The sequence below is a fragment of the Halomonas nitroreducens genome, from assembly GCF_003966155.1.
Classification (GTDB): Bacteria; Pseudomonadota; Gammaproteobacteria; order Pseudomonadales; family Halomonadaceae; genus Halomonas; species Halomonas nitroreducens.
This window is the reverse complement of sequence record NZ_RXNS01000007.1, coordinates 171,631-195,222: the sequence shown is the minus strand read 5'-3', so window position 1 is coordinate 195,222 and position 23,592 is coordinate 171,631. Positions and strand designations below refer to the sequence as shown.

General features: G+C 68.6%; 20 protein-coding genes and 1 pseudogene. 8 read left to right on the top strand and 13 right to left on the bottom strand.

Features of this window, described 5'->3' with window-relative positions:
* Positions 1 to 301, top strand: a pseudogene (locus EKG36_RS09385) (hypothetical protein); the annotation flags it as partial.
* Between the two features lie 66 nt (positions 302 to 367).
* On the opposite strand, the gene EKG36_RS09380 reads toward EKG36_RS09385, so the two are convergent.
* The 10 genes from EKG36_RS09380 to EKG36_RS09335 form a co-directional block, all read right to left on the bottom strand.
* Entirely contained in the window at positions 368 to 763 is a 396-nt protein-coding gene (locus EKG36_RS09380; RefSeq protein WP_126483381.1) for a putative zinc-binding protein, read from the bottom strand.
* Positions 764 to 785: 22 nt separating this feature from the next.
* The gene (locus EKG36_RS09375) at positions 786 to 1,529 is read right to left on the bottom strand and encodes a Crp/Fnr family transcriptional regulator (RefSeq protein ID WP_126483379.1); all 744 of its coding nucleotides are present in this window, start codon (positions 1,527 to 1,529) and stop codon (positions 786 to 788) included.
* Complete coding sequence (locus EKG36_RS09370) at positions 1,489 to 2,745, bottom strand: molybdopterin molybdotransferase MoeA (protein ID WP_126483377.1); 1,257 nt, start codon at positions 2,743 to 2,745, stop codon at positions 1,489 to 1,491. Before EKG36_RS09370 ends, EKG36_RS09375 begins: the two co-directional genes overlap by 41 nt.
* Positions 2,742 to 3,329, bottom strand: a complete 588-nt coding sequence (gene moaB, locus EKG36_RS09365; RefSeq protein WP_126483375.1) for a molybdenum cofactor biosynthesis protein B — start codon at positions 3,327 to 3,329, stop codon at positions 2,742 to 2,744. The genes EKG36_RS09370 and moaB overlap by 4 nt, the downstream gene beginning before the upstream one ends.
* Positions 3,330 to 3,432: 103 nt before the next feature.
* Positions 3,433 to 4,254, bottom strand: a complete 822-nt coding sequence (locus tag EKG36_RS09360) for a peptidylprolyl isomerase (protein ID WP_126483373.1) — start codon at positions 4,252 to 4,254, stop codon at positions 3,433 to 3,435.
* Positions 4,255 to 4,267: 13 nt separating this feature from the next.
* The gene (gene narI / locus EKG36_RS09355) at positions 4,268 to 4,951 is read right to left on the bottom strand and encodes a respiratory nitrate reductase subunit gamma (protein WP_126483371.1); all 684 of its coding nucleotides are present in this window, start codon (positions 4,949 to 4,951) and stop codon (positions 4,268 to 4,270) included.
* 12 nt (positions 4,952 to 4,963) lie between these two features.
* Positions 4,964 to 5,749 (bottom strand): nitrate reductase molybdenum cofactor assembly chaperone, encoded by a 786-nt coding sequence (narJ, locus tag EKG36_RS09350; protein WP_126483369.1) that lies wholly within the window; start codon positions 5,747 to 5,749, stop codon positions 4,964 to 4,966.
* Positions 5,742 to 7,304, bottom strand: coding sequence for a nitrate reductase subunit beta (gene narH, locus EKG36_RS09345; protein ID WP_126483367.1), 1,563 nt, complete (start codon positions 7,302 to 7,304; stop codon positions 5,742 to 5,744). Before narH ends, narJ begins: the two co-directional genes overlap by 8 nt.
* On the bottom strand, positions 7,301 to 11,065 hold the full coding sequence (locus EKG36_RS09340) for a nitrate reductase subunit alpha (RefSeq protein WP_126483365.1): 3,765 nt from the start codon (positions 11,063 to 11,065) through the stop codon (positions 7,301 to 7,303). The genes narH and EKG36_RS09340 overlap by 4 nt, the downstream gene beginning before the upstream one ends.
* Positions 11,066 to 11,353: 288 nt before the next feature.
* Positions 11,354 to 12,655, bottom strand: a complete 1,302-nt coding sequence (locus EKG36_RS09335) for an MFS transporter (protein WP_126483363.1) — start codon at positions 12,653 to 12,655, stop codon at positions 11,354 to 11,356.
* Between the two features lie 153 nt (positions 12,656 to 12,808).
* Between EKG36_RS09335 and EKG36_RS09330 the strand changes: the two genes are divergently transcribed.
* The 7 genes from EKG36_RS09330 (at position 12,809) to EKG36_RS09300 (ending at position 20,381) form a co-directional block, all read left to right on the top strand.
* On the top strand, positions 12,809 to 14,716 hold the full coding sequence (locus EKG36_RS09330) for a type IV pili methyl-accepting chemotaxis transducer N-terminal domain-containing protein (protein ID WP_126483361.1): 1,908 nt from the start codon (positions 12,809 to 12,811) through the stop codon (positions 14,714 to 14,716).
* Positions 14,713 to 15,375 (top strand): two-component system response regulator NarL, encoded by a 663-nt coding sequence (narL, locus tag EKG36_RS09325; RefSeq protein WP_126483359.1) that lies wholly within the window; start codon positions 14,713 to 14,715, stop codon positions 15,373 to 15,375. Before EKG36_RS09330 ends, narL begins: the two co-directional genes overlap by 4 nt.
* A 277-nt stretch (positions 15,376 to 15,652) precedes the next feature.
* Entirely contained in the window at positions 15,653 to 17,305 is a 1,653-nt protein-coding gene (locus EKG36_RS09320) for an MFS transporter (RefSeq protein ID WP_126483357.1), read from the top strand.
* A 228-nt stretch (positions 17,306 to 17,533) separates the two neighbouring features.
* Positions 17,534 to 18,919 carry an MFS transporter gene (locus tag EKG36_RS09315; RefSeq protein ID WP_126483355.1) on the top strand — a complete coding sequence of 462 codons (1,386 nt, stop codon included), beginning with the start codon at positions 17,534 to 17,536 and terminating at the stop codon, positions 18,917 to 18,919.
* A gap of 150 nt (positions 18,920 to 19,069) precedes the next feature.
* Positions 19,070 to 19,501, top strand: coding sequence for a DUF4870 family protein (locus EKG36_RS09310; RefSeq protein WP_126483353.1), 432 nt, complete (start codon positions 19,070 to 19,072; stop codon positions 19,499 to 19,501).
* A gap of 2 nt (positions 19,502 to 19,503) precedes the next feature.
* Positions 19,504 to 20,088 carry a cytochrome c oxidase subunit 3 family protein gene (locus EKG36_RS09305; protein WP_126483351.1) on the top strand — a complete coding sequence of 195 codons (585 nt, stop codon included), beginning with the start codon at positions 19,504 to 19,506 and terminating at the stop codon, positions 20,086 to 20,088.
* A gap of 2 nt (positions 20,089 to 20,090) precedes the next feature.
* Entirely contained in the window at positions 20,091 to 20,381 is a 291-nt protein-coding gene (locus tag EKG36_RS09300; RefSeq protein WP_126483349.1) for a hypothetical protein, read from the top strand.
* 15 nt (positions 20,382 to 20,396) lie between these two features.
* On the opposite strand, the gene EKG36_RS09295 is transcribed toward EKG36_RS09300, so the two are convergent.
* The 3 genes from EKG36_RS09295 to EKG36_RS09285 form a co-directional block, all read right to left on the bottom strand.
* Positions 20,397 to 20,606 (bottom strand): hypothetical protein, encoded by a 210-nt coding sequence (locus tag EKG36_RS09295; RefSeq protein ID WP_126483347.1) that lies wholly within the window; start codon positions 20,604 to 20,606, stop codon positions 20,397 to 20,399.
* A gap of 11 nt (positions 20,607 to 20,617) precedes the next feature.
* On the bottom strand, positions 20,618 to 22,564 hold the full coding sequence (locus EKG36_RS20910; protein ID WP_126483345.1) for a nitric oxide reductase activation protein NorD: 1,947 nt from the start codon (positions 22,562 to 22,564) through the stop codon (positions 20,618 to 20,620).
* Positions 22,565 to 22,726: 162 nt separating this feature from the next.
* On the bottom strand, positions 22,727 to 23,539 hold the full coding sequence (locus EKG36_RS09285) for a CbbQ/NirQ/NorQ/GpvN family protein (protein ID WP_126483343.1): 813 nt from the start codon (positions 23,537 to 23,539) through the stop codon (positions 22,727 to 22,729).
* Between the last annotated feature and the right edge of the window lie 53 nt (positions 23,540 to 23,592).

Genomic DNA, 23,592 nt, shown 5'->3' with positions numbered 1-23,592 from the left:
CTGGAACGCCGGCGGGGCCTTCGTGATCAGCGCGCTGGGGCTGGGCATCGTCGAGGGCAATGTCGTGAACCTGCTGTATATCCCGCTGGCCTTCGCCTGCTGGCTGTCGCCGGTGATCGGCATCCTCTACGCCCAGTTCGGGCTGTTCTCGCCGAAAGCCAGCGAGGCGGAGCGCAAGCTGTGGCAAGCGCAGGACGAGGCCATCGCCAGTCTCGAAGCCCTCGGTGCCGCCGCCGAGGCCGCGCCCCCCGAAGCCGCGACCGACGCGGCCAGCGCCACTGGCCCGAAACCGCTGGGCTGAGCGCCCCGCCGCGAGGCGCGACGCCAGACGATGCCCCGCCCGGCATGCCGGGCGGGGCATCGTCGTCTAGGTCGAGCCGGCGCTACCCGCCGGCAGCCGGGCGATCAGCTCGCCGACCTCCTCGGTGACGGCGGCGATGGTCGCCTCGTCGTAGCGCCGGCCCTTGCGCTTCTTCAGGCCCAGATCGTAGAGGCGGACATGCTCGGTGGGGGTGACATCGGCATTGGCCAGGCAGTGGCGGGCACAGTGCATCTGGCAGCCGTCGATGGCCACGATGGGACGCTCGGAGCGGGCGGTGCGCACCAGGCCGGGCACCCCGCCGCCCACGCCGGCGATGCACGACATTTCCGCATCGCCGGCGTGGTCCAGGCGCAGGGCCACCTCGTTGGCGAGCTGGGCCACGTCGGAACAGCCGGAGCAGGCATAGACCAGGGGACGGGACTTGCGCGCGGGTCGGGACATGGTTCCTCCCTAGGGTGATGGGTCAGTGGTCGGCGAGCATGATGTCGCGCAGCTTCTGCTCATCGAGCACGACCAGACGCTGGCGCTCGACGTTGATGGCCCCCGCCTCGCGCAGCCGGGCCAGCAGCCGCGACAGGGTCTCCGGCGTCATCGCCAGCTGGGCGGCCAGCCAGCACTTGGGGATGGTCAGGCGCACCACCCGGGGACCGTTGGCCCGCCCCGGTGGCAGCTGGCGCAGGATATAGCTGACCACCCGGGCCATGGCGTCGGCCTGGGTGATCAACGCCAGGTCCTCGAGGCGCTCGGTAAGCTCCAGCGCCAGGCGGCTCATGAACTCGGCGCGGCAGGCCGGCTGGTCATCGAGCAGGGCGCGACAGCGACCGGCGGGGATCGCCAGCAGCTGGGTACGCCGCAGGGATTCGGCGGAATACAGGTAGCGGCCCTCGCTGGACACCATGCTCAACTCGCCCAGCGGACCGCCACGCTCCACGCAGCGAATGGTCGCAAGGTGGCCGTCGCCGGCGGAGCGCACCAGGCGCACGGCGCCACTGATGACGATGTACAGCCAGTGGGCCGGGGCCTCCTGGCGGAACAGCCATTCGCGGCTCTTGAGGGTCTGGATTCGGGCATCCGCCAGCAGTGCGCTGACGGCCTCGTCGTCGAGGCCGCCCAGCCAGGGCACGCCGACCACGAGGTCGCGAAGCTGTCGGGGCCGCAGCATCAGCTCAGTCGAGGAACTGGGCACCGGGGCAGTAGGCGTAGGCATGGCCTTCCTCCACGCAAGTATCGGGGTCGATCATCAGGTAGCCATGGGCCTGGCAGGCGGCACCCAGCATGTGCGAGCCCTGGCCGCCGGCGAGACGCGCCACCGGGCGGCCCTGGCGCCAGTCCAGCACCACGCGCAGCAGTTCGCGCCGCCCCCGGGGAGCACGGCGGGAGAAACCGGCGACCACCGGGAACGCCTGCAGGGGAGTCGGCGTGCGTCCCTGCCGGCCCTGCACGAAGGGCAGTGCCAGGAGCTGCCAGCCGACCAGCGAGGCCACCGGGTTGCCGGGCAGGCCGATCAGCGGCGTGCCGGCCTCCCGGGAGGGCCCCAGATAGCCCAGGGCGAAGGGTTTGCCAGGCTTGATGGCCACGCCATGGAAGTCGAGGCCGCCGAGCGTCTCCAGCACGGGGCGCACATGGTCTTCCTCCCCCACCGAGACGCCGCCGGTGCACAGCACCAGGTCGGCCGTCTCACGGGCGCGCAGGAAGGCCTGGGCCAATGCCCGGGGGGTATCGACGACCACTCCCAGGTCGAGACACTCGCAGCCCTGGGCCGCGAGCAGCTGACGCAGCATGGCACCATTGCTGTTGTAGACGGCCCCCGGTGTCCAGGCCTGGCCGGGCTCGATCACCTCGTCGCCGGTGCTGATCAGCGCGACGCGCAGCCGTCGACGCACCGTCACGCTGGCGATGCCTTGGCTGGCCAGCAGGGCGACGGCGGACGGCGACAGTCGTGCCCCCGGGTCGAGCAGCGCCTCCCCGGCGCGAAGTTCCTCGCCGCGGCAGCGGATGTTGGCGCCGGCCAGGACCTCGGCGGGGAAGTGCACTCGGCCCGCGGCATCGACGCTGGTGCGCTCCTGGGGCACCACCGCGTCGGCCCCCCGGGGCAGCGGCGCGCCGGTGAAGATCCGCGCGCAGCCGCCCTCGGCCAGGCACTGCACGCCGGCTCCGGCGGGAATCCGCTGGACCACCGGCAGGCTCCCTCCCGTCGCCGCGAGATCCGCCAGGCGCAGGGCATAGCCGTCCATGGCGCTGTTGTCGACGCCGGGCATGTCCAGCTGGGCCTGTACCGGCTCGGCCAGCACCCGGCCACCGGCTGCTTCCAGGGGCAGCCGCTCGACACCGGCGACGGGGGTGGCGGCAGCGATCATCAGCGTCCGGGCGTCGAACAGGTCCAGAAGCCCCGTGCTCGCCGTCGCCTCGCAGCCGCAGTTCATGCCTCGGCTCCCTGAGCCCGCTCCGCGTCGGCCGGCGGTTCCTGGCGGGAGTCGCAGCGCGGGGCCTCGGGCTGGACCATGGCGACGAAGTTGCAGGGCCGGGTGCGAGCATCCAGCTGGTCGGCCAGGATGCCGTCCCAGGCGGTGGCACAGGCCCGGGGCGAGCCGGGCATGGCGAACACCAGGGTGCGGTCGATCAGCCCGGCCACGGCCCGGGACTGGATGGTGGAGGTGCCGACGGTCTCCCGCGAGAGCGCGCGGAACAGTTCGCCATAGCCGTCCACGGCCTTGTCGAACAGCGGGGCCAGGGCCTCGGGCGTGGTATCCCGGACGGTGAACCCCGTGCCGCCGTTGACCAGGATGGCCTGGATATCCTCGCGGACCACCCAGGCCGAGACCACGGCCCGGATGCGATAGACGTCATCGGGCACGATGCGTCGTTCCACCAGGGCATGCCCGGCAGCGGTGAGCCGCTCGCCGAGCAGGTCGCCGCTGCCGTCCTCGTCGTAGCCGCGGGTATCGGAGACGGTCAGCACGGCGATTCCCAGGGGCACAAAGGGAGCGTCGGAGGAAACATGGGACATAAGGGACTCCTCGCCGCCCGGATGGCGGGCGGCTCTTGCAGAATCTTTCAGGCGGACGTTCGAGGGGAAACACCGACGAGCGAAGGCGGGTTTCCAGCGAACGTCACTGCATCAGCGCACCGGCGGCATCCTCGTCGAGGGCAATCCCCTCGACGCCGATCGCCGCCTCCAGGGCCAGCAGGTAATGCCGCAGCGCCCGGCGGGTGGCCTGCTCCCTGAGGCTGTGGCGAACCCGGTCGGCAACCTCCTCATAGGGCAGGGTGCGCCCCTCGACCCGGGCATCGAGGCTGACGACATGCCAGCCATAGCGTGACGCCAGCGGCCGCTCGTGGAGCCCCTCGGGCAGGTGCTGCAGGGCACGGTCGAGCTCGGGCACGGTCTGGCCGGGCAGCAGCCAGCCCAGCTCGCCGCCCTCCTCCCGGGAGGGACAGGCCGAGTGACGCTGGGCCAGCTCGGTGAAGCGTTCCGGCGCCTCCCGCAGCTGACGGATGAGCTTCTCGCCCAGGCGATAGCCGCCATCCCGGCTCGGGGCATCATCCGGGGCCGCGGCCAGCAACACATGTCGCACCCTCAACCGGGTGGGCTCGCTGAAGCGCTCCGGGTGACTGGCATGGAAGCGCCGGCAGTCCGCCTCGGCGGGCTCGGGCACGTCCAGGTCGCGCTCGAGCAGGGCGGCGATGACCGCATCGCCCTCCTCGATGGCCTCCCCGTCACGATCGGTCAGGCCGAGCTGCGCCGCCCGCTGGCGCAGCAGCTCGCGAACCACCAGGGCGCGGGCCGCCTTGAGCTGGGCCGTGCCGGCCGAGTCCGCCGGGTGGTACTGCATTTCCCGGGCGATGGCTCCCTCGTCGATGTCGGCTTCGCCGACCCGGATGGGAGGGGGCATCCCCCCCCCCGGAAGCTGCTCGATATCGATCTTCTGCATGAGGTCTCCTCCCTTAACCGCGGCGACGGACCAGCTGGTAGCGCCGGGTGATATAGCCCAGCGGTACGCTCCACACGTGCACCAGGCGGGTGAAGGGGAACAGCAGGATGATGGTCAGGCCCAGGAAGACATGCACCTTGTAGATCCAGGACACCTCCGCCATGTAGTCCGCGGCGCCACCGCCGAAGAAGACGATCGCCTGGGCCCAGGCGGCCAGGGTCAGCATCATCTCGCCGTCCAGGTGCCCCAGGGAGAAGAACACCGTGGTGACGCCCAGCGCCGCCTGCAGCACCAGCAGGGCCAGGATCAGGGTATCCATGGTGCTGGAGGAGGCACGCACCCGCGGATTGGTGAGGCGGCGATGCAGCAGCATGGCGCCGCCCGCCAGGCACAGCACCCCGGCGATGCCGCCGACCACGATGGCGATCACCTGCTTGGCACCGGCACTCAGGAAGGGGGCGTAGACCCAGTGAGGCGTCAGCATGCCGAAGAGGTGGCCGAAGAAGATCACCAGGATGCCGATATGGAAGAGGTTGCTGGCCAGGCGCATGTTCTTGGAGGACAGCATCTGGCTCGAGCCGGTCTTCCAGGTGAACTGCCCCTGGTCGTAGCGCAGCAGGCTGCCGACCAGGAACACCGTGCCGGCCAGGTAGGGGTAGTAGCCGTAAATGAGGTGTTGCAGGTATTCGCTAAACATGACGGTTCTCCTTTAGCGATCGCTCACGGCGCGGTCGGTCGAGCCGCTGCTGGGCATGATTTTGACGGGGTCGCTCGACACCTGATGCTTGCGCTCGGCGAGCCGGCGACCTTCCGCCGACTGCAGGGCACAGTCCTGGTCGGAGGCGGCGGAGAAGCGCACGGCCTCCTCCTCCCAGACGGCGTCCAGGGCCTCGGGGGTATCGTCCCGCGCCTCCTCCTTGACAGGCTCACGGTGCTCGTCCACTTCCGCCTCGGCGCCGATCAGCGCCAGCAGCGCCAGGGGCACCAGGGCATGATCGGCACCGCGCTCCTCGAGGCGCGCGGTGAGGCGCGCCAGGATATGGTGGATCTCGCCCAGCCAGCGGGCGATCTCGGCCTCGGGCCGGGTGGAGAGGTACTCCAGGAACAGCGGCAGGTAGTCGGGCAGCTCCCGGGCATCGATCTCGAAGCCGGCGGCCCGGTATTCGGCCATCAGGTCGACCATGGCCTGGCCACGGTCCCGGGACTCGCCGTGGACATGCTCGAAGAGCAGCAGCGAGGTGGCCCGGCCGCGATCGAAGCACGCCACGTACTCGGCCTGCAGGTCCATGAGGTCGGCCTCGGCCAGGCGCTGGCACCAGTCCATCAGGGCCGTGCGCAACGACGCCGACCAGCGCCGCTCCGCGTCGAGGAGCTCGATCATCTCGCCGGCGGCGGCCTGGAGCGCCTCGCCGGGATAGTCCAGCAACCGGGCCAGTACGCGCAGGCTCAGCATGTCGCCCGTGGGCTCGGGATGTTGCAGCGCGGCCTCAACCATGACGGGCCTCCTCGCTCTGGGCATGGGGGTCGAAGACGTCCACCGGCTTGACCAGGGTGGTGGTCGACTTGCGTCCGCCGAACAGGCTCTCGCCGCTGTCGCCGTGGCAGCCGTCGCCGAAGCTGAAGCCGCAGCCGCCGCGCTCGGGGAAGGCCTCGGTGGCCATCTCCCGGTGGCTGGTGGGGATCACGAAGCGGTCCTCGTAGTTGGCGATGGCGAGATACCGGTACATCTCCTCGACCTGGGCCTCGGTGAGCTCGACCTCGTCGAGCACCGCGGCATTGGCCGCGCCTTCCACGTGCTTGCCGCGCATGTAGAGGCGCATAGCCATCAGCCGCTTGAGCGCCAGCACCACGGGGGCCTCCTCGCCGGCGGTGAGCATGTTGGCGAGGTACTTCACCGGGATGCGCAGCGACTCGATCTTCGGCAGCACACCGTCGTATTCCACCTGGCCGGCCTCGGCGGCGGACTGGATGGGCGACAGCGGCGGCACGTACCAGACCATGGGCAGGGTGCGGTACTCCGGGTGCAGCGGCAGTGCCAGGCCCCAGTCGATGGCCATCTTGTAGACCGGCGAGGCCTGGGCGGCGGCGATCACGTTGTCGGGAATGCCGTCCTTCTTGGCCTGGGCAATCACCTCGGGATCATGGGGATCGAGGAAGATCTCGCACTGGCGGTGGTAGAGATCCCGCTCGTCCGGGGAGCTCGCCACCTCCTCGATGCGATCGGCATCGTAGAGCAGTACACCCAGGTAGCGGATGCGCCCCACGCAGGTCTCGGAGCACACCGTCGGCTGGCCGGCCTCGATGCGTGGGTAGCAGAAGATGCACTTCTCGGACTTCCCGGTCTTCCAGTTGTAGTAGATCTTCTTGTAGGGACAGCCGGAGATGCACATCCGCCAGCCGCGGCACTTGTCCTGGTCGATCAGGACGATGCCGTCCTCCTCGCGCTTGTAGATCGCCCCGCTCGGACAGGACGCCACGCAGGTGGGGTTCAGGCAGTGCTCGCACAGCCGCGGCAGGTACATCATGAAGGTGTTCTCGAACTGGCCGTAGATGTCGGCCTGCACCTGCTCGAAGTTGGCATCCTTGCGCCGCTTGGCGAACTCGGTGCCGAGGATCTCCTCCCAGTTCGGGCCCCACTCGACCTTGTTCATGCGCTGACCGGAGATCAGCGAGCGCGGCCGGGCCGTGGGCTGGTGCTCGCCCTGCTTGGCGGTATGCAGGTGCTGGTAGTCGAAGGTGAACGGCTCGTAGTAGTCGTCGATCTCCGGCAGGTCGGGGTTGGCGAAGATATTCGCCAGCACCCGCCACTTGCCGCCGATACGCGGCTCGATGCGGCCGTCCTTGCGACGCAGCCAGCCGCCGTTCCATTTCTTCTGGTTCTCCCACTCCTTGGGATAGCCGATGCCGGGCTTGGTCTCGACGTTGTTGAACCAGGCGTACTCGACGCCCTCGCGGCTGGTCCAGACGTTCTTGCAGGTCACCGAACAGGTGTGGCAGCCGATGCACTTGTCGAGGTTCAGGACCATGCCTACCTGGGAACGAATCTTCATTTCACGGCCTCCTGCTCATAGTCGTTGCCCTCGCCGTCCAGCCAGTCGATCTTCTTCATCTTGCGCACGATGACAAACTCGTCGCGGTTGGAGCCGACGGTGCCGTAGTAGTTGAAGCTGTAGGCCAGCTGCGCATAGCCGCCGATCATGTGGGTCGGCTTGGGACACACGCGGGTGACCGAGTTGTGGATGCCGCCACGGGTCCCGGTGACCTCGGAGCCCGGCATGTTCAGGATCCGCTCCTGGGCGTGGTACATCATCGCCATGCCGTTCTTGACCCGCTGGCTGACCACCGCCCGGGCGGCGATGGCGCCGTTGGCGTTGTAGAGCTCGATCCAGTCGTTGTCCTCGACGCCGATGGCGCGGGCGTCGTCCTCGGACAACCAGACGATGGGCCCGCCGCGGGACAGCGTCTGCATCAGCAGGTTGTCGCTGTAGGTGGAGTGGATGCCCCATTTCTGGTGCGGGGTGATCCAGTTGAGCGCGATCTCCGGGTTGCCGTTGCCCTTGGGCTCGGCCAGGCTGACCGCCGCCTTGGTGTCGATCGGTGGCCGGTAGACCAGCAGGCTCTCGCCGAAGGCGCGCATCCAGGCGTGATCCTGATAGAACTGCTGGCGGCCGCTGACGGTGCGCCAGGGAATCAGCTCGTGGACGTTGGTGTAGCCAGCGTTGTAGGAGACGTGCTCGTCCTCGAGGCCGGACCAGGTCGGGCTGGAGATGATCTTGCGCGGCTGGGCCACCACGTCGCGGAAGCGGATCTTCTCCTCTTCCTTGGGCTCGGCGAGGTGCTTGTGATCGCGGCCGGAGATCTTGGACAGCGCATCCCAGGCCTTCACCGCCACCTGGCCGTTGGTCTCCGGGGCCAGCGTCAGGATCACCTCGGCGGCGTCGATGGCCGACTCGATGCGCGGACGGCCCTTGGCCGGCCCCTCGGTCTTCACGTAGTTGAGCTTGCCGAGCAGCTCCACTTCCTTCTCGGTCTTCCAGCTGATGCCCTTGCCGCCGTTGCCCAGGCTGTCGAGCAGCGGGCCGACGGAGGTGAAGCGCTCGTAGGTAGCCGGGTAATCACGCTTGACCTCGATCAGCGCCGGCATGGTCTTGCCGGGAATCGGCTCGCACTCGCCCTTCTTCCAGTCCTTGACCTCGGGCTGGGCCAGCTCGGCGGGGGAGTCGTGCTGGTGCGGCAGGGTGACCAGGTCGGTTTCCTCGCCCAGGTGGCCCACGCAGGCCTTGGAGAAGGCCTTGGCGATGCCCTTGTAGATATCCCAGTCGCTGCGCGACTCCCAGGCCGGGTCGGTGGCCGCGGTCAGCGGGTGGATGAAGGGGTGCATGTCCGAGGTGTTGAGGTCGTCCTTCTCGTACCAGGTTGCCGTGGGCAGCACGATGTCCGAGTACAGGCAGGTGGTGGACATGCGGAAGTCCAGGGTCACCAGCAGGTCGAGCTTGCCCTCCGGGGCCTGGTCGTGCCACTTCACCTCTTCCGGCTTCTGGCCGCCGTCCTCGCCCAGGTCCTTGCCCTGGATGCCGTGACGGGTGCCGAGCAGGTACTTGAGCATGTACTCGTGGCCCTTGCCGGAGCTGCCCAGCAGGTTGGAGCGCCAGATGAACATGTTGCGCGGGAAGTTCTGCGGGTTGTCCGGGTCCTCGGCGGCGAAGGCCAGCTCGCCCTTCTTGAGCTGCTCGACGGCATAGTCCTTGGTGGACATGCCGGCGGCCTCCGCGGCCTTGGCCAGGCGCAGCGGGTTGGTGGCCAGCTGCGGGGCGGAGGGCAGCCAGCCCATGCGCTCGGAGCGCACGTTGAAGTCGATCAGGCTGCCAGAATAGTCGGCGGGGTTGGCCAGCGGCGAGAGGATCTCCTTGATCTCGAGCTTCTCGTAGCGCCACTGGCTGGAGTGGTTGTAGAAGAAGGAGGTGGAGTTCATGTGCCGCGGCGGCCGCTGCCAGTCCAGGCCGAAGGCCAGCGGCAGCCAGCCGGTCTGCGGGCGCAGCTTCTCCTGGCCCACGTAGTGGGACCAGCCGCCGCCGCTCTGCCCGATGCAGCCGCACATGACCAGCATGTTGATCAGGCCGCGGTAGTTCATGTCCATGTGGTACCAGTGGTTCATCCCGGCACCGACGATGATCATGGACCGCCCCTGCGTCTTGTCGGCGTTGTCGGCGAACTCCCGGGCGATGCGCAGGCACTGCTCGGCGGGCACGCCGGTGATCTTCTCCTGCCAGGCCGGCGTATAGGGCTTGACCTGGTCGAAGGCGGTGGCGCCGTCGTCCTCGCCCTCTTTCCCAAAGCCACGGTCGATGCCGTAGTTGGCGCACATCAGGTCGAAGACGGTGACCGCGAGCACCTCGCTGCCGTCCGCCTTGGTCATGCGCTTGACCGGCAGGCTGTGGAACAGCAGCTCGTCGCTGGCGCCGCCGCTCTTCACGTGGTCGAAGTGCTCGTGGGCGATGCCGCCGAAGTAGGGGAAGGCGACCCGAGCCACGTCGTCCCGTGCCTCGGCCAGGCTCAGGCGCGCCACGATCTCGTCGCCCTCGGCGTCGCGCGGCTCGAGGTTCCACTTGCCTTCCTCGCCCCAGCGGAAGCCGATGGAGCCGCGGGGCACCACCAGCTGGTCGCGGGTCTCGTCCCAGGCCACGGTCTTCCACTCGGGATTGTTGTCCTGGCCCAGGTTGTCGGCGAAGTCACTGGCGCGCAGCTGCTTGCCGGGGGCATAGCTGCCATCCTCCCGGGCCTCGAGCTCGACCAGGCACGGCATGTCGGTATAGCGACGCACGTAGTCCGTGAAGTAGGCGCTGGGCTTGTCGAGGTGGAACTCCTTGAGGATGACGTGGCCCATGGCCATGGCCAGGGCCGCATCGGTGCCCTGCTTGGCGGAGAGCCACTCGTCGGTGAGCTTGGAGACCTCGGCGTAGTCCGGGGTGACCGAGACGGTCTTGGTGCCCTTGTAGCGCACCTCGGTGAAGAAGTGGGCATCCGGGGTCCGGGTCTGGGGCACGTTGGACCCCCAGGCGATGATGTAGCCCGAGTTGTACCAGTCGGCGGACTCCGGCACGTCGGTCTGCTCGCCCCAGGTCTGAGGGCTGGCCGGCGGCAGGTCGCAATACCAGTCGTAGAAGCTCATGCAGACACCGCCGATCAACGACAGGTAACGGCTGCCGGCGGCGTAGGAGACCATGGACATGGCGGGGATCGGTGAGAAGCCGATGATGCGGTCCGGACCGAACTGCTTGGCGGTGTAGACGTTGGAGGCGGCGATCAGCTCGTTGAGCTCGTCCCAGTCGGCACGCACGAAACCGCCCATGCCGCGGGCGCGCTTGTACTGCTTGGCCTTGGCCGGATCCTCGACGATGGAGGCCCAGGCCTCGACGGGGTCGCCCTTGGCCTCGCGGGCCTCGCGCCACAGCTTGAGCAGCGGCTTGCGCACCAACGGGTGCTTGAGCCGGTTGGCGCTGTAGATGTACCAGGAGTAGCTGGCCCCGCGCGGGCAGCCCCGCGGCTCGTGGTTGGGCAGGTCCGGCCGGGTACGCGGGTAGTCGGTCTGCTGGGTCTCCCAGGTGACCAGGCCGTTCTTGACGTAGATCTTCCAGCTGCAAGAGCCGGTGCAATTCACCCCGTGGGTGGAGCGCACGATCTTGTCGTGCTGCCAGCGTTGACGATAGCCGTCTTCCCAGCCCCGGGACTCGTCGCGCAGCTCGCCATGCTCGTTGGCGTAGGGCTCGCGGGCCTTGCGGAAGAAGTTCAGCCGATCGATGAAGTGACTCATGGTCGCTCTCCAGGCTCCTCGAAAAGATGCGTGACCCCTTCGGGTCACCCGTCCTGCGCCGCCGCCTCATGTCGCTCGCGGCCAGGGTCGTTGGAGCCGATTCTGGGCGATCCCGGCGCCGATTACTGCCCGGTTACCTCCATATACATCGCCTCTACCCCCAAGGGGATAGGCGCCCCTGCAACCAGGGGATAAGCCCCTGGCGGCAGGCATTGCGGACGACGGGGAGAGGGGGCAGCGGATCGCGGGGCCGGTGAGCCGGTTGGCTCGGGGCCGGACCAGGATGGCTCAGCGGCGCGCGCCGCGGGCATGGTCGGCCAGCATCACCAGCATGCAGAGCACCAGGGCGGCATAGAGGAACATGAAGCCGGCCGTATTGAGCCCCGTCCACACGCTGCCGAGCACGAACACCGGCGGCAACAGGGCGGCGAAGAGCCCGCCGAGGGTCAGTGCCAGGCCGCCCACCAGCACCATGTCCTCGCCGTGGTCGCGATGGATCAGCCGCATCAGGCTGCCAAGCCCCAGGCCCATGGCCAGTCCCATCAGCGCGAGCAGCAGCTCGAAGCCCCACAGGGGCGCGTCGTAGTGAAGCGCCAGGGTCCCATGCACGCCATGGATCTGCATCGTGAAGGGCGGATAGGAGAGCAGGAACAGGCAGACCAGCACGAAGGCGCTGACCCACCAGCGCAGGCTGCGGAAATCATGGCGGTCGGCCAGGGTCCCTCCCGCCACCTGGCCGACCCCCACCACCAGGGGGAAGGGCAACCCCCACTGGGCCGCGGCCTGTTGCGAGAGGCCGTAGCGCGCCGCCAGCTCCCCCGGCAGCCACAGCGCCAGGCCGACGAAGGTGCCGAAGAAGAAGCCGTAGGTGATGGCCAGCCGCCACAGCGACCAGTCCCGCAGCCGTCGCAGCCCCGCGCCCAGGGTGCCCGACGCGCGGCGCACCGGGCCGTCGGACGGCGTGCCGGCATCGTCGGCAAACAGCCACAAAAGCCCTGCGACCAGTGCCACCGGCAGCAGGTAGAGCAGCGGGGCCAGGCGCCACCCATAGGCCTGGCTCACCAGGGGCAACAACAGGTAGCCGAGCCCCGCCCCGACCATGCCGGCCCCATACAGCCCCAGTGCCAGGCCGACGTGACGCGCCGGGCCCAACGTGGCCACATGGACCAGGCCGGCGGCCAGGGCGCCGGCCCCGACACCGAGTCCCAGGCCCGCCAGCAGGTACTCCGCATAGTGATCGGCATGGCCGACCCACCACAGGAAGGGACAGATCCACAGCAGACAGCCGAGCATGACCCGGCGCCCTCCCAGGCGACGCGCCAGCAGCGCCGTGGGCAGGCTCGCCAGCCCGCCGGCCAGCAGCGGCATCGCCAGCAGGATCGCGAAGGCCAGCGGGCTCAGGGCCAGATCCCGCCTGAGCTCGAGGCCCAGCACGGCAAACAGGGTCCAGCAGGCGAAGACCAGGGCGAAGGCCAACGGCGAGAGCACCACCACCACCAGGGCGCGATAGCCCAGCGGCGGCGTCGGCTCGGCCAGCCGGGCCACCTCGGGCGGGCCGCTGGGGGGGATGAGGGAGTCGGCACGCTTCATGATCGGGACTCACGGGAAGATATCCAGATTCTCGTGAGCCCCCGAGTCAGCGTCAAAAGGGCATGGGAGGTACGCCTTTGAGAGAGAGACACCTACCTACTAGGGTATAGTGGCATTCAGCACACCACTCCCCTGGCGTCCCCGGAGACCCCGATGAAACTGCTGCAACGCTCCCTGGTGGCCCGCATCATCGCCTCGCTGCTGGCGATCAGTGCCATGGCGCTGGTCAGCATCGCGGTGACCATGAGTGTGGCCGGCAGCAGCCAGGGAGACGCCGCCGCCATCAACCTGGCCGGCTCGCTGCGCATGAACTCCTACCAGCTGGTGGCCGCCTTGCAGCGCTTCGACCGCGCCCCGGCCCCCGAGCGACGCACTCAGGTCGAATCCATCGCCGGCCGCTTCGCCGAGCGACTGGACAGCCCGGAACTGACCGACGCCTTGCCCGGCGCCGATGACCACGAGCTGCAGGCCCAGTACCGGCGACTGAAGACGCACTGGCAGGACCAGCTGGCCCCGCGGGTCGCCACGGCGGTGGACGGGCAGACCGTGGCGATCGCCCAGCTGAACCGCGAGCTCGAGGGCCTGGTGGAGGAGATCGACCGCCTGGTGACCCTGCTCGAGCAGAACAGCGAGGCCAAGATCCAGCTGCTCAGCGCCCTGCAGATCCTGTTCCTGGTGCTGACGGCAGTGGTGGTGGCCATCGCCCTCTACGACATCCGCTACAACCTGGTCCGCCCCCTGCACCAGCTGGTGGTGCTGGCCAGGGAGGCCGGACGCCGCAACTTCGGCTATCGCACCCGGCTGGCCGGCAGCGACGAACTGGCCCTGCTCGGCCGCACCCTGGACACCATGGCCTCGGAGCTCGGCGCCAGCTATGCGGAGCTCGAGGAACGCGTGTCGCGCAAGAAGCAGGAGCTGGCCCGCAGCAATGCGGCCATGCAGATCCTCCACGACGGCAGCCGAGCCCTCTATGGCGGGGGCAACGACCTGTGTGCCAGTGCCGCCCCGATGCTCCGCCGCCTGGAAGACCTGCTCGGCATCGGCCCCATCGGCCTGTCGCTGCACGACCCCTTCGACCAGCGCGAGGTGCCGATCCTGGCGACCCACTCGCGGAGCCGGCCGACCTATTGCCGCGACCACGACTGCCACGCCTGCCTGATCGATCCCCAGCCCCTGGAGCTCTCCGAGAGTGGCGATGCCGAGTGCCTGCTGCTGCCGGTGAGCGTCGGCGAGACCCTGCTCGGCACCCTGGAAGTCTGGTACCCCACCGAAGCGCCGATCACCGACAGTACCCGTCGGCTGCTCTATGCCCTCACCGACCAGCTGGCCACGGCGGTCTACCTGCAACGGCGCATCGAGGAAGAGCAGCAGGTGACGCTGATGAACGAGCGCACCATCATCGCCCGGGAACTCCATGACTCCCTCGCCCAGTCGCTGTCCTACCTGAAGATGCAGGTCGCTCGCCTCGAGCGCATGCAGGCCAAGGAGGTGCCGCGGGAGACCCAGGCGCCGGTGTTCGACGAGTTGCGCACCGGGCTGGACAGCGCCTACCGCCAGCTGCGCGAACTGCTCACCACCTTCCGCCTGCGCCTCGACGGCCCGGGGTTGCAGAGCGCCCTGCGCCAGACCACCCTGGAATTCGGCGAACGCCTGGGCTTCCCGGTGGAGCTGTACTTCGATGTACCGCCCCACCTGCTCAACCCCAACGAAGAGATTCATGTCCTGCAGGTGGCACGCGAGGCCCTGGCCAATGTGCACAAGCATGCCCGGGCCCACTGGGCGTCGGTGACGGTCCACTTCGCCCAGGCTCGCCTGTGGATGATGATCGAGGATGACGGCATCGGCCTGGAAGACGACAGCTCCCCCCCCATGCACTATGGCCTGGTGATCATGCGTGACCGGGCCGAGACCCTGGGCGGCGAGTTCGAGGTGCGCAATCGCGACGGCGGCGGTACCCTCGTGGCCATCACGTTTACCCCGCAGACGGCACGACTGATCGCCCAGCAGCCCGCCGAGCAACCCGTCAGCCTTCAACCAGCGAACAGGGACCCCGCAGGATGACCCGGAACGCCCAAGACACCGCCACTCTGCTGATCATCGACGACCACCCGCTACTGCGACGGGGGGTGACCCAGCTGCTCGAGCTGGAGGACGACCTGGAGCTCGCCGGCGAGACCGGCGAGCCGGAGGAAGGCGTTCGCCTCGCCGGCGAGCTGGATCCGGACCTGATCCTGCTGGACCTCAACATGCCGGGGATGGACGGCATCGAGACCCTCAAGCGGCTGCGTCAGGACGGCTTCGCCGGGCGTATCGTGATGTTCACGGTCTCCGACCACGAGGAGGATGTGGTCGCCGCCCTGCGCGCCGGTGCCGACGGCTACCTGCTCAAGGACATGGACCCGGACGACATGGTGCGCCAGCTGCGCCAGGCGGCACTCGGCCGCATGGTGATCAGCGAGAGCCTCACCGCCCTGCTGGCCGAGGCCCTGCGCAGCCAGCGAAACCAGCCGGCCACGCCGGATATCCAAAGCTTGACCCAGCGCGAGCGGGAGATCCTCCGCGAGCTGGCCGCGGGCCTGTCCAACAAGCTGATCGCCCGCAAGCTCGACATCACCGAGGGCACGGTGAAGGTCCACGTCAAGCACCTGCTCAAGAAGCTCAACCTGCGTTCCCGGGTGGAGGCCGCGGTGTGGGCCGTGCAGGAGGGTGTGGACAAGTAGTCGGACGGGGTTCTCTGTGGATACCTCCAAATAATCTCGCCGCTCCTGCCCGCGCGTGCGTCCGCAGGGCGGCGTGGCTAAGCCCCTGATATTGCTGGCCAATGCCCGGCCTACCCCCCTACCCCCCAAGGGGTATCCCGCTGTTTTCCTGGCTTTTTCGGCCCGTTTCCCTGCTTTTCCCCCAGGCGTATCTTGCACCGCAAAGCCCCAGGCTTGATGCCGGTCAACCGCCATCGCGCGACGGGGCTCCATCGAGAGACCGCAAGGGGGATAGACCATGACCAGACAGAGTGCCGATTCCAGCCACTGGGAGGCCGGCCAGAAGCCGCTGCCTCCCCGCGGGCGGCGCAACGCCGATATCGAACACTGGGACGTCGAGGATCCGACGTTCTGGCAGTCCACCGGCCGCCGGATCGCCAACCGCAACCTGTGGATCTCCATTCCCAGCCTGCTGATGGGCTTCGCCGTCTGGCTGATGTGGGGCATGATCACCACCCAGATGCGCAACCTGGGCTTTCCCTTCACGGTGGACCAGTTGTTCACCCTGACCGCCATCGCCGGCCTGTCCGGGGCCACCCTGCGCATCCCGGCGTCGTTCATGATCCGCATCGCCGGCGGGCGCAACACCATCTTCCTGACCACCGCCCTGCTGATGCTGCCGGCGCTCGGCACCGGCATCGCCCTGATGAACCCGGGAACGCCCTTCTGGGTCTTCCAGGCCCTGGCGCTGCTCTCGGGGATCGGCGGGGGCAACTTCGCCAACTCGATGAGCAACATATCGACCTTCTACCCGAAGAAGCAGCAGGGCTACGCCCTGGGCATGAACGCGGGCCTCGGCAACTTCGGCGTCACCACCATGCAGATCCTGATCCCGCTGGTGATGACCGTCGGCGTCTTCGGCGCGCTGGGCGGCGAGCCGATGGAGCTGCAGAAGGCCAGCGGCACCCTGATCGGCCGCATCGGGGCGGGCACCGATACCTGGATCCAGAACGCCGGGCTGATCTGGCTGGTCTTCCTGATCCCGCTGGCCTTCGCCGGCTGGTTCGGCATGAACAATATTCGCGCGATCACGCCCCACCCCGGGTCTCCCGTGCAGGCCTTCGGCAAGATCCTCGGCCTCTACGGCGTGGGCCTGATCACCGCGGTGATCGGCGTGGCTGCCCTGAGCTGGCTGAACATGTGGCTGGCCCTGCCGCTGACCATCGCCCTGACCCTGGGCCTGCTGCGCCTGATTCCCGGCGACATCAAGCCGAATATCCAGAAGCAGTTCGCGATCTTCTCCAACAAGCACACCTGGGCGATGACGGTGCTCTACATCGCCACCTTCGGCTCCTTCATCGGCTTCTCCGCGGCCCTGCCGCTCTCCATCAGCGTGATCTTCGGCAACATGATGGAGGTGGCCGCCGACGGCACCATCACTCGCGTGGCCAATCCCGACGCTCCCAGCGCCCTGACCTGGGCCTGGATGGGCCCCTTCGTCGGCGCCCTGATCCGCCCGGTGGGCGGCTGGATCTCCGACAAGGTGGGGGGCGCCATCGTCACCCAGGCCATCTCCGTGGTGATGGTCCTGGCATCCGCCGCCGTGGGTTACGTGATGATGCTGGCCTACAACGCGACCGACCCCAACCAGTACTTCTGGATGTTCCTTGTGCTGTTCATCGTGCTGTTCGCCGCCAGCGGCATCGGCAACGGCTCCACCTTCCGCAGCATCGGCTTCATCTTCGACCTGCAGCAGAAGGGCCCGGTGCTCGGCTGGACCTCGGCCGTGGCCGCCTACGGCGCCTTCATCGCCCCGCGCGTGATGGGCGAGCAGATCAAGGCCGGCACCCCGGAGATGGCCATGTACGGCTTCGCCGTCTTCTATGCCCTCTGCCTGGTGGTCAACTGGTGGTTCTACCTGCGCGGCAACGCCTACGTGAAGAACCCCTGACGCCCGGCAGGCAGGACCGCTTCATCTGTCATGGCGACCGGGCCCCGGGACGGGCCCGGTTGTCGTCTTCGCCGACAGCGAAGGGGCTAGCCGCGCCTACCTCCAAGGGGATAGGTCCCGGCTATCAAGGGGTAGCGGCCAGGCGAACTTGATGCACATCAATATCGTCCGCCCCCCAACTGCCAGTCTGGAAGGCGACCATTCATGCATCGCCGAAGGAGGCTCGACATGAAACATCTCGAGGGCGTGACCCGGCCACAACAGTACCGGGCACTGACGCTCAGCACCCTGGCGTTCACCACCTGTTTCGCGGTGTGGACGATCTTTTCCATCATCGGCATCAAGATCAAGCAGGACCTGGGCCTCAACGAGACCCAGTTCGGCATCCTGGTCGCCACGCCGATCCTCACCGGCTCGATCAGCCGCATCTTTCTCGGCATCTGGACCGAACAGTTCGGCGGCCACCGGGTGTTCAGCGTGCTGATGCTGGTCACCGCGGCCTGTGTCTTCCTGCTGTCCTATGTCGAGTCCTACGCGATGTTCCTGGTCGCCGCCCTCGGGGTGGGCCTGGCCGGCGGCTCCTTCATCGTCGGCATCGCCTACACCTCCTACTGGTTCGAGAAGGAGAAGCAGGGCACGGCGCTGGGCATCTTCGGCGCCGGCAACGCCGGGGCGGCGGTGACCAACTTCGCCGCTCCCTTCCTGCTGCTGGCCCTGGGCTGGGAGCAGACCGCCGTGGTCTACGCCATCGTGCTGGCCGTGGTGGCCGTGGGCTTCTGGGTGTTCGCCTCGGAGGACCCGCTGACCCGGGCCCGCCGTGGAGAGGGCGCCAAGGCCACTTCTGCCAAGGCCCAGCTGGAGCCGCTCAAGCACCTGCAGGTGTGGCGCTTCGCCCTCTACTACTTCTTCGTCTTCGGCGCCTTCGTCGCCCTGGCCTCCTACCTGCCGCGCTACTACGTGGGCGCCTATGACGTCAGCATCGCCGTGGCCGGCTCGCTGGCCGCCCTCTACACCCTGCCGGCCAGCGTCTTCCGCGCCCTCGGCGGCTGGATGTCCGACCGCTACGGCGCCCGAGCGATCATGTATCTGACCTTTATCGCCTCGCTGGTCTGCCTGTTCCTGCTCGCCTATCCCGAGACCCACTACGTGGTGGAGGGCAAGGAGGGCCAGATCGCCTTCTCCCTGGCCATGCCACTGTGGGGCGTGGTGGTGCTGACCGTGCTGCTGGGCTTCTTCATGTCCCTGGGCAAGGCCGCGGTCTACAAGCACATCCCGGTCTACTATCCGGAGAACGTCGGCTCGGTGGGCGGCCTGGTCGGCATGATCGGCGGCCTGGGCGGGTTCTTCCTGCCGATCGTCTTCGGCGCCGTGCTCGACCTTACCGGGGTCTGGACCAGCTCCTACATGGTGCTCTTCGTGCTGGTGGCCGTCTCGCTGGTCTGGATGCACGGCGCCATCCGCCGCATGGAGCGCCGTCGGGTGCCGGAGCTCAGCGAAGAGCGCTACCGTTACCTGCCCGAGATCCAGGATGTGGGAAGCCGCCCTCCCCGCCAGGAAAAGCGGGCCGCGCCTGCCGCACCTTCGGCTCGCCCGAGCCCGGGGACCGAGGCCTGATCGACCCGCACCACGCCACGAATGCCGCCTTCGGGCGGCATTCGCCGTTCAAGCCCGCCCGAACTTGATCCAGGCCAGGGAAGGGCTCGCGTTGCCGACATATAGTAGTATTATGAATACATCTTCACTGCCAGCTGCCGGAGGTGCGCCATGTCCCTCACCCCCCCCGAGATCGCCGAGCCCCTCGTCAAGGAACCCGGCCGCGGCACCGCGCTGATCGTCTATGGTCTGTTCCTGGGCAGCGTCATGGCCGTGATCACCGCCCCGATCGGCGTGACCATCGCCCACCTGCGCCGGGGACGGGTGGCCGGATGGCTGGACAGCCATCTGCGCTTCCAGATCCGCACCTTCTGGCTGGGCCTCGCAGGCGGTGGCCTGGGCCTCGGCATCTGGCAGCTGCTGGGCTGGCTCCAGCTACCCGCCGCGACCTCCTGGGCGTTCGGCTACCTGTTCTTCACCGCCTGCCTGGTCTGGATGGTCGGGCGCTGCGGCGTGGGCCTGCATCGGCTGCTGGCCAACCGGCCCATTGCCAATCCGGCGAGCCTGGCCTTCGGCGGGGCCGCCGTGACCCTCGCGGGGTGAGCATGACCACGCCATACGCATCCCTCCGGCGCGTGCCGAACCCGGGATGGGGCCCGCTGTCCACGCTGCCCGGCAACCCGCTGATGTGGGTGCTGATCCTCAGCGAGATGCTGGTCTTCAGCGCCTTCTTCGCGCTCTATGCCGCGGAGCGGGTCACCGCGACGGCACTCTTCGACGTCTCACAGCGCCAGCTCGACCCGCTGATGGGCGGCCTCAACACCCTGGTACTGCTGACCAGCGGGCTCTGCGTGGCCCTGGCGGTGGAGGCGGTGAACCATGCGCAAATTCGCCGTGCCCGCCAGTGGCTGGGCGCCTCCATGGCGCTGGGCGTGCTGTTCGGCGTGATCAAGGGGGTGGAATATGCCGGCAAGTTCGCCGCCGGGATCACCCCGGAGACCAACGCCTTCTTCGGCTTCTACTACGGGCTCACTGCCTTCCACTTCGCCCATGTGCTGTTCGGCCTGGCGCTGCTGGCGCTGGTGAGCTGGCGCACCTCCACCGAGAATGTGGAGACCGCCGCGGCCTTCTGGCACATGGTCGACCTGATCTGGATCCTGCTCTATCCGCTGCTCTATCTGTTGAGGTGACCATGACCGCACTGCCCGGCACCCGCCGACTGCTCGCGACCTGGGCCACGCTGATGGCCCTGACGCTGCTCTCGATGGTCTCGGCGCGCCTGGACCAGAACAGCTGGCAAGCGCTGCCGCTGTGGTCGGCGGGCCTGGTGGTCGCCGCCACCGGCTATAAGGTCCAGCGGCTGCTGATGGTCTATCTCAACCTGCGCGTTGCCACCCCGGCCTGGCGGGGAGCCTTCGTGGGATTGGTGGTGCTGACGCTGGCGCTGATCGCCGGCGGCTACCTGGCCGCGCGGCTGAGCTGACACCGGCCAGGTGCCTCAGTGGCTCGAGGGTGGCGGCGTGGCCCTGGCCCAGCCCTCCAGGGCCCGCCCCAGACGCAGCAGCCCGTAGACCGCGAAGGGCACGACCAGCATCAGGACCACCCCCCAGTCGCGGGTGTTGATCAGCCATACGAGCGGCAGCACCACCCCCGTGGCGGCGATCAGCCAGATCGCCACGGCGAGCAGGAGTCGAGCGTTGGGTGCCATGGCAGACCTCCTCAGGTGGCAATGATCTGGCGGTAGATCCCCGGTAACGCCAGGGAGAGGTGCTCGGGACGCTGAACGATGGCATAGCCACCGCGGCCGAACAGGTGGGGGATGTAGCGCCCCGCCTCGCGGTCGATGGTCACCCCGAATACCCGCACCTCCTGGCGGCGTGCCTCGAGCACCGCCTTGCGGGTGTCCTCGATACCGTAGCGGCCCTCGTAGTAGTCGTTGTCGTTGGGCTTGCCGTCGGTCAACAGCAGCAGCAGCCGATGCCGGTTGGGCCGTTCGGCCAGCTGGCCGGCCAGATGGCGAATCGCCGGCCCCATGCGGGTGTAGGAGCCCGGCTTGAGGGCGGCGATGCGCCGCGAGACACGATCACCCATGGGTTCATCGAAGTCCTTGAGGGTATTGACCCACACCTTGTGGCGCCGCTGGGAGGTGAAGCTGTGGATGGCATAGTCGTCGCCGCAGCCCGCCAGTCCGTGGCCCAGCACCAGCAGCGCCTCCTTGGCCACGTCCAGCACGCGACGATCCTCCAGCCAGGCCTCGGTGGAAAGCGAGACGTCCACCAGGATCGAGACCGCCAGGTCACGGGCCTGGGTGCGGCTGTCCAGGTAGAGCCGGTCGCTGGCCTCCCCCGTGGCGGCCAGGTCGCAGCGGGAGCGGATCACCGCATCCATGTCCAGCTCGCTGCCGTCCAGCTGGCCGCGCAGCAGCTCGCGGCGCGGGCGCAGCGCCTCGAATTCACGGCGCACCCGGCGGATGCGTCGACGGGTGCTCTCGTCGGGCGTCCAGTCCTCCCCCTCCTCGCTCTGCACGTCGCTGAGCACCACGCAGTGGTCGGGCAGGTAGGCCTGGCGGCGATGGTTCCACTCGGGGTAGGTATGGCGCCCCGTCAGCCGGCCGCCGGAGGCCTCGTCCGGCGCCAGGTCGAGGTCGAGCTTGAGCCGGGAGGCCGCCTTCTTGCGGTTGGGCGTCAGCACGATCTCGTCGATCTGGTCGGCGGCCTGCCTGGCCTCCTCCTCTTCCTCGTCTTCCACGTGGCGGTTGAGGTTCACCATCTCCGCCCAGGAGAGCATCTTCTCCGAGGCATTGAGGATCAGCGGGTCGTCGCGGTCGGCCTGGTCCTGCTCGCGGCGGTCGGCCTTGCGCTTGCCCTGGTCGTCCTCGGGGGAGGCGCCGGCGCTGGCCAGCTCCTCGTCGTCGTCCAGCGTGGCCTCGCGGGCCCCGTCGCGGGTGCCCAGGGTGATGGCCTGGCCCCACAGCGGGACCGGCAGCATCGGCCGGTAGCCGCGCGGTGCCTGGAAGTCGCCCAGGGGGAAGCGTTCCTCGCGGATCGCCCGCTGCATGGCCTGGGCCCACTCCCCCTCGGGGTCGGGCGCGCCCAGCTCTGCGCGCAGGGCGGCCTCCAGATCCGCCTCGCGGGGCGGCAGCCGCCGGCGCCGCGGGCGGATCGCCAGCAGCTCGCCACCCAGCCGCACGTAGCGATCCGTCAGCCCCGGGAAGCGCGCCAGCGCCGCCCGCGCGGTACGGCGCGCCTCGCGCAGGCGCTGCAGATCGGCCTGCAGCGGGTCCGCGGCAAGTGCCACCGGCCGGGCCTCGGCCAGGAAGGCTGTGAGCCAGAGATAGAGGTCGCGGTTGAGGGACGCCTCGGGGAAGAGCGCCAGGCGCGGCGGCAGCAGCAGGTGCTCCTCGTCACGCCGGGCCTGGTCGAGGTCCTCCTCGTCGAGCCCCAGCCGCTGGCGCAGGCTCAGCCGGTGCGCCGAGGCGCGCCGGGCGATGGCGGCCACCTCGACTCCCGCCTCACCGCCACCGGCGCGGAAGAAGACGCCGAGCATGGGGCGCAGGCTCTCGAGGGTCACCGCCGCCTCGGGGTGGTCCGGATAGCTCGCCGCGCCGGAGGCCCAGCGGTGCCAGAAACGGCCGACGGTCTCCTCGACCTCAAGAAAGTCCAGCATCCATAGCCTCCTGATGAACGTGTCGAGATGGATTGACGTAACGCTTACCGGGCGCAGGGCTACGAGGAGGCGCTGTAAACCCTTCCCTGGGCGCTACATTTGCCATCCCTGGCAAATGACCTCCTCTTCGACCTGCCCCGGCGGCACGCAATCGGCCTCTTCTTAGCCAAACGTGGCCTGAATGGCTTCCATCAGTCCCTCCTGGACGTCCGCGTCATCCGAGAGCGGTTCCACCAGGGTGGCCCGGGCGGCATCGAGGATCGGCATGCCGGCACGGATCAGGGTCGCGCAGTAGACCAGCAGCCGGGTGGAGACGCCCTCCTCCAGGTCCTGCCCCTTCATGGCGCGCAGGCTGGCCGCCAGGTTGACCAGGGCCGCGCAGCGCTCGGCAGCCAGGCCGCTCTCCCGGGCGACGATCTCGCGCTCCACCGCCGGCGGCGGGAAGTCGAAGGACATCGCCACGAAGCGTTGGCGGGTGCTGGGCTTGAGAGACTTGAGGATGTGCTGGTAGCCGGGGTTGTAGGAGACCACCAGCATGAAATCGTCCGGCGCCTCGAGCAGCTCGCCGGTGCGCTCCAGCGGCAGCAGGCGTCGATCGTCGGTCAACGGATGCAGCACCACGCTGACGTCCTTGCGGGCCTCCACCACCTCGTCGAGGTAGCAGATGCCACCCTCGCGCACCGCACGGGTCAGCGGGCCGTCGACCCAGCGGGTCTCGCCGCCCTGCAGCAGGTAGCGGCCCGTGAGGTCGGCGGCGGTCAGGTCGTCGTGGCAGGAGACGGTGAACAGCGGCTTGCCGAGTTTCGCCGCCATGTGGCTGACGAAGCGGGTCTTGCCGCAGCCGGTCGGCCCCTTGAGCAGCATGGGCAGGCGCTGCTGGAACGCCTGCTCGAACATGGTGCACTCGTTGCCGACACTCTGGTAGTAGGGAATCTCCTGCTCGCCGGCGTTGGCGGCCACGGAGGAAAGCGGCATGGGGGTCACTCCCGTCTGGGTGAACGGACGAGGGCCCCCACGGGGCCCTCGGG

Coding starts and splice junctions, on each gene's coding strand:
- EKG36_RS09370 (WP_126483377.1), bottom strand. CDS start 2,745: ATGAACTGCGGCTGCGAGGCGACGGCGAGCACGGGGCTTCTGGACCTG.
- EKG36_RS09375 (WP_126483379.1), bottom strand. CDS start 1,529: ATGCCTACGCCTACTGCCCCGGTGCCCAGTTCCTCGACTGAGCTGATG.
- narI (WP_126483371.1), bottom strand. CDS start 4,951: ATGTTTAGCGAATACCTGCAACACCTCATTTACGGCTACTACCCCTAC.
- EKG36_RS09335 (WP_126483363.1), bottom strand. CDS start 12,655: ATGAAGCGTGCCGACTCCCTCATCCCCCCCAGCGGCCCGCCCGAGGTG.
- narL (WP_126483359.1), top strand. CDS start 14,713: ATGACCCGGAACGCCCAAGACACCGCCACTCTGCTGATCATCGACGAC.
- EKG36_RS09315 (WP_126483355.1), top strand. CDS start 17,534: ATGAAACATCTCGAGGGCGTGACCCGGCCACAACAGTACCGGGCACTG.
- EKG36_RS09305 (WP_126483351.1), top strand. CDS start 19,504: ATGACCACGCCATACGCATCCCTCCGGCGCGTGCCGAACCCGGGATGG.
- EKG36_RS09300 (WP_126483349.1), top strand. CDS start 20,091: ATGACCGCACTGCCCGGCACCCGCCGACTGCTCGCGACCTGGGCCACG.
- EKG36_RS09310 (WP_126483353.1), top strand. CDS start 19,070: ATGTCCCTCACCCCCCCCGAGATCGCCGAGCCCCTCGTCAAGGAACCC.
- EKG36_RS09360 (WP_126483373.1), bottom strand. CDS start 4,254: ATGCAGAAGATCGATATCGAGCAGCTTCCGGGGGGGGGGATGCCCCCT.
- EKG36_RS09285 (WP_126483343.1), bottom strand. CDS start 23,539: ATGCCGCTTTCCTCCGTGGCCGCCAACGCCGGCGAGCAGGAGATTCCC.
- EKG36_RS09295 (WP_126483347.1), bottom strand. CDS start 20,606: ATGGCACCCAACGCTCGACTCCTGCTCGCCGTGGCGATCTGGCTGATC.
- moaB (WP_126483375.1), bottom strand. CDS start 3,329: ATGTCCCATGTTTCCTCCGACGCTCCCTTTGTGCCCCTGGGAATCGCC.
- EKG36_RS09330 (WP_126483361.1), top strand. CDS start 12,809: ATGAAACTGCTGCAACGCTCCCTGGTGGCCCGCATCATCGCCTCGCTG.
- EKG36_RS20910 (WP_126483345.1), bottom strand. CDS start 22,564: ATGCTGGACTTTCTTGAGGTCGAGGAGACCGTCGGCCGTTTCTGGCAC.
- EKG36_RS09320 (WP_126483357.1), top strand. CDS start 15,653: ATGACCAGACAGAGTGCCGATTCCAGCCACTGGGAGGCCGGCCAGAAG.
- EKG36_RS09380 (WP_126483381.1), bottom strand. CDS start 763: ATGTCCCGACCCGCGCGCAAGTCCCGTCCCCTGGTCTATGCCTGCTCC.
- narJ (WP_126483369.1), bottom strand. CDS start 5,749: ATGGTTGAGGCCGCGCTGCAACATCCCGAGCCCACGGGCGACATGCTG.
- EKG36_RS09340 (WP_126483365.1), bottom strand. CDS start 11,065: ATGAGTCACTTCATCGATCGGCTGAACTTCTTCCGCAAGGCCCGCGAG.
- narH (WP_126483367.1), bottom strand. CDS start 7,304: ATGAAGATTCGTTCCCAGGTAGGCATGGTCCTGAACCTCGACAAGTGC.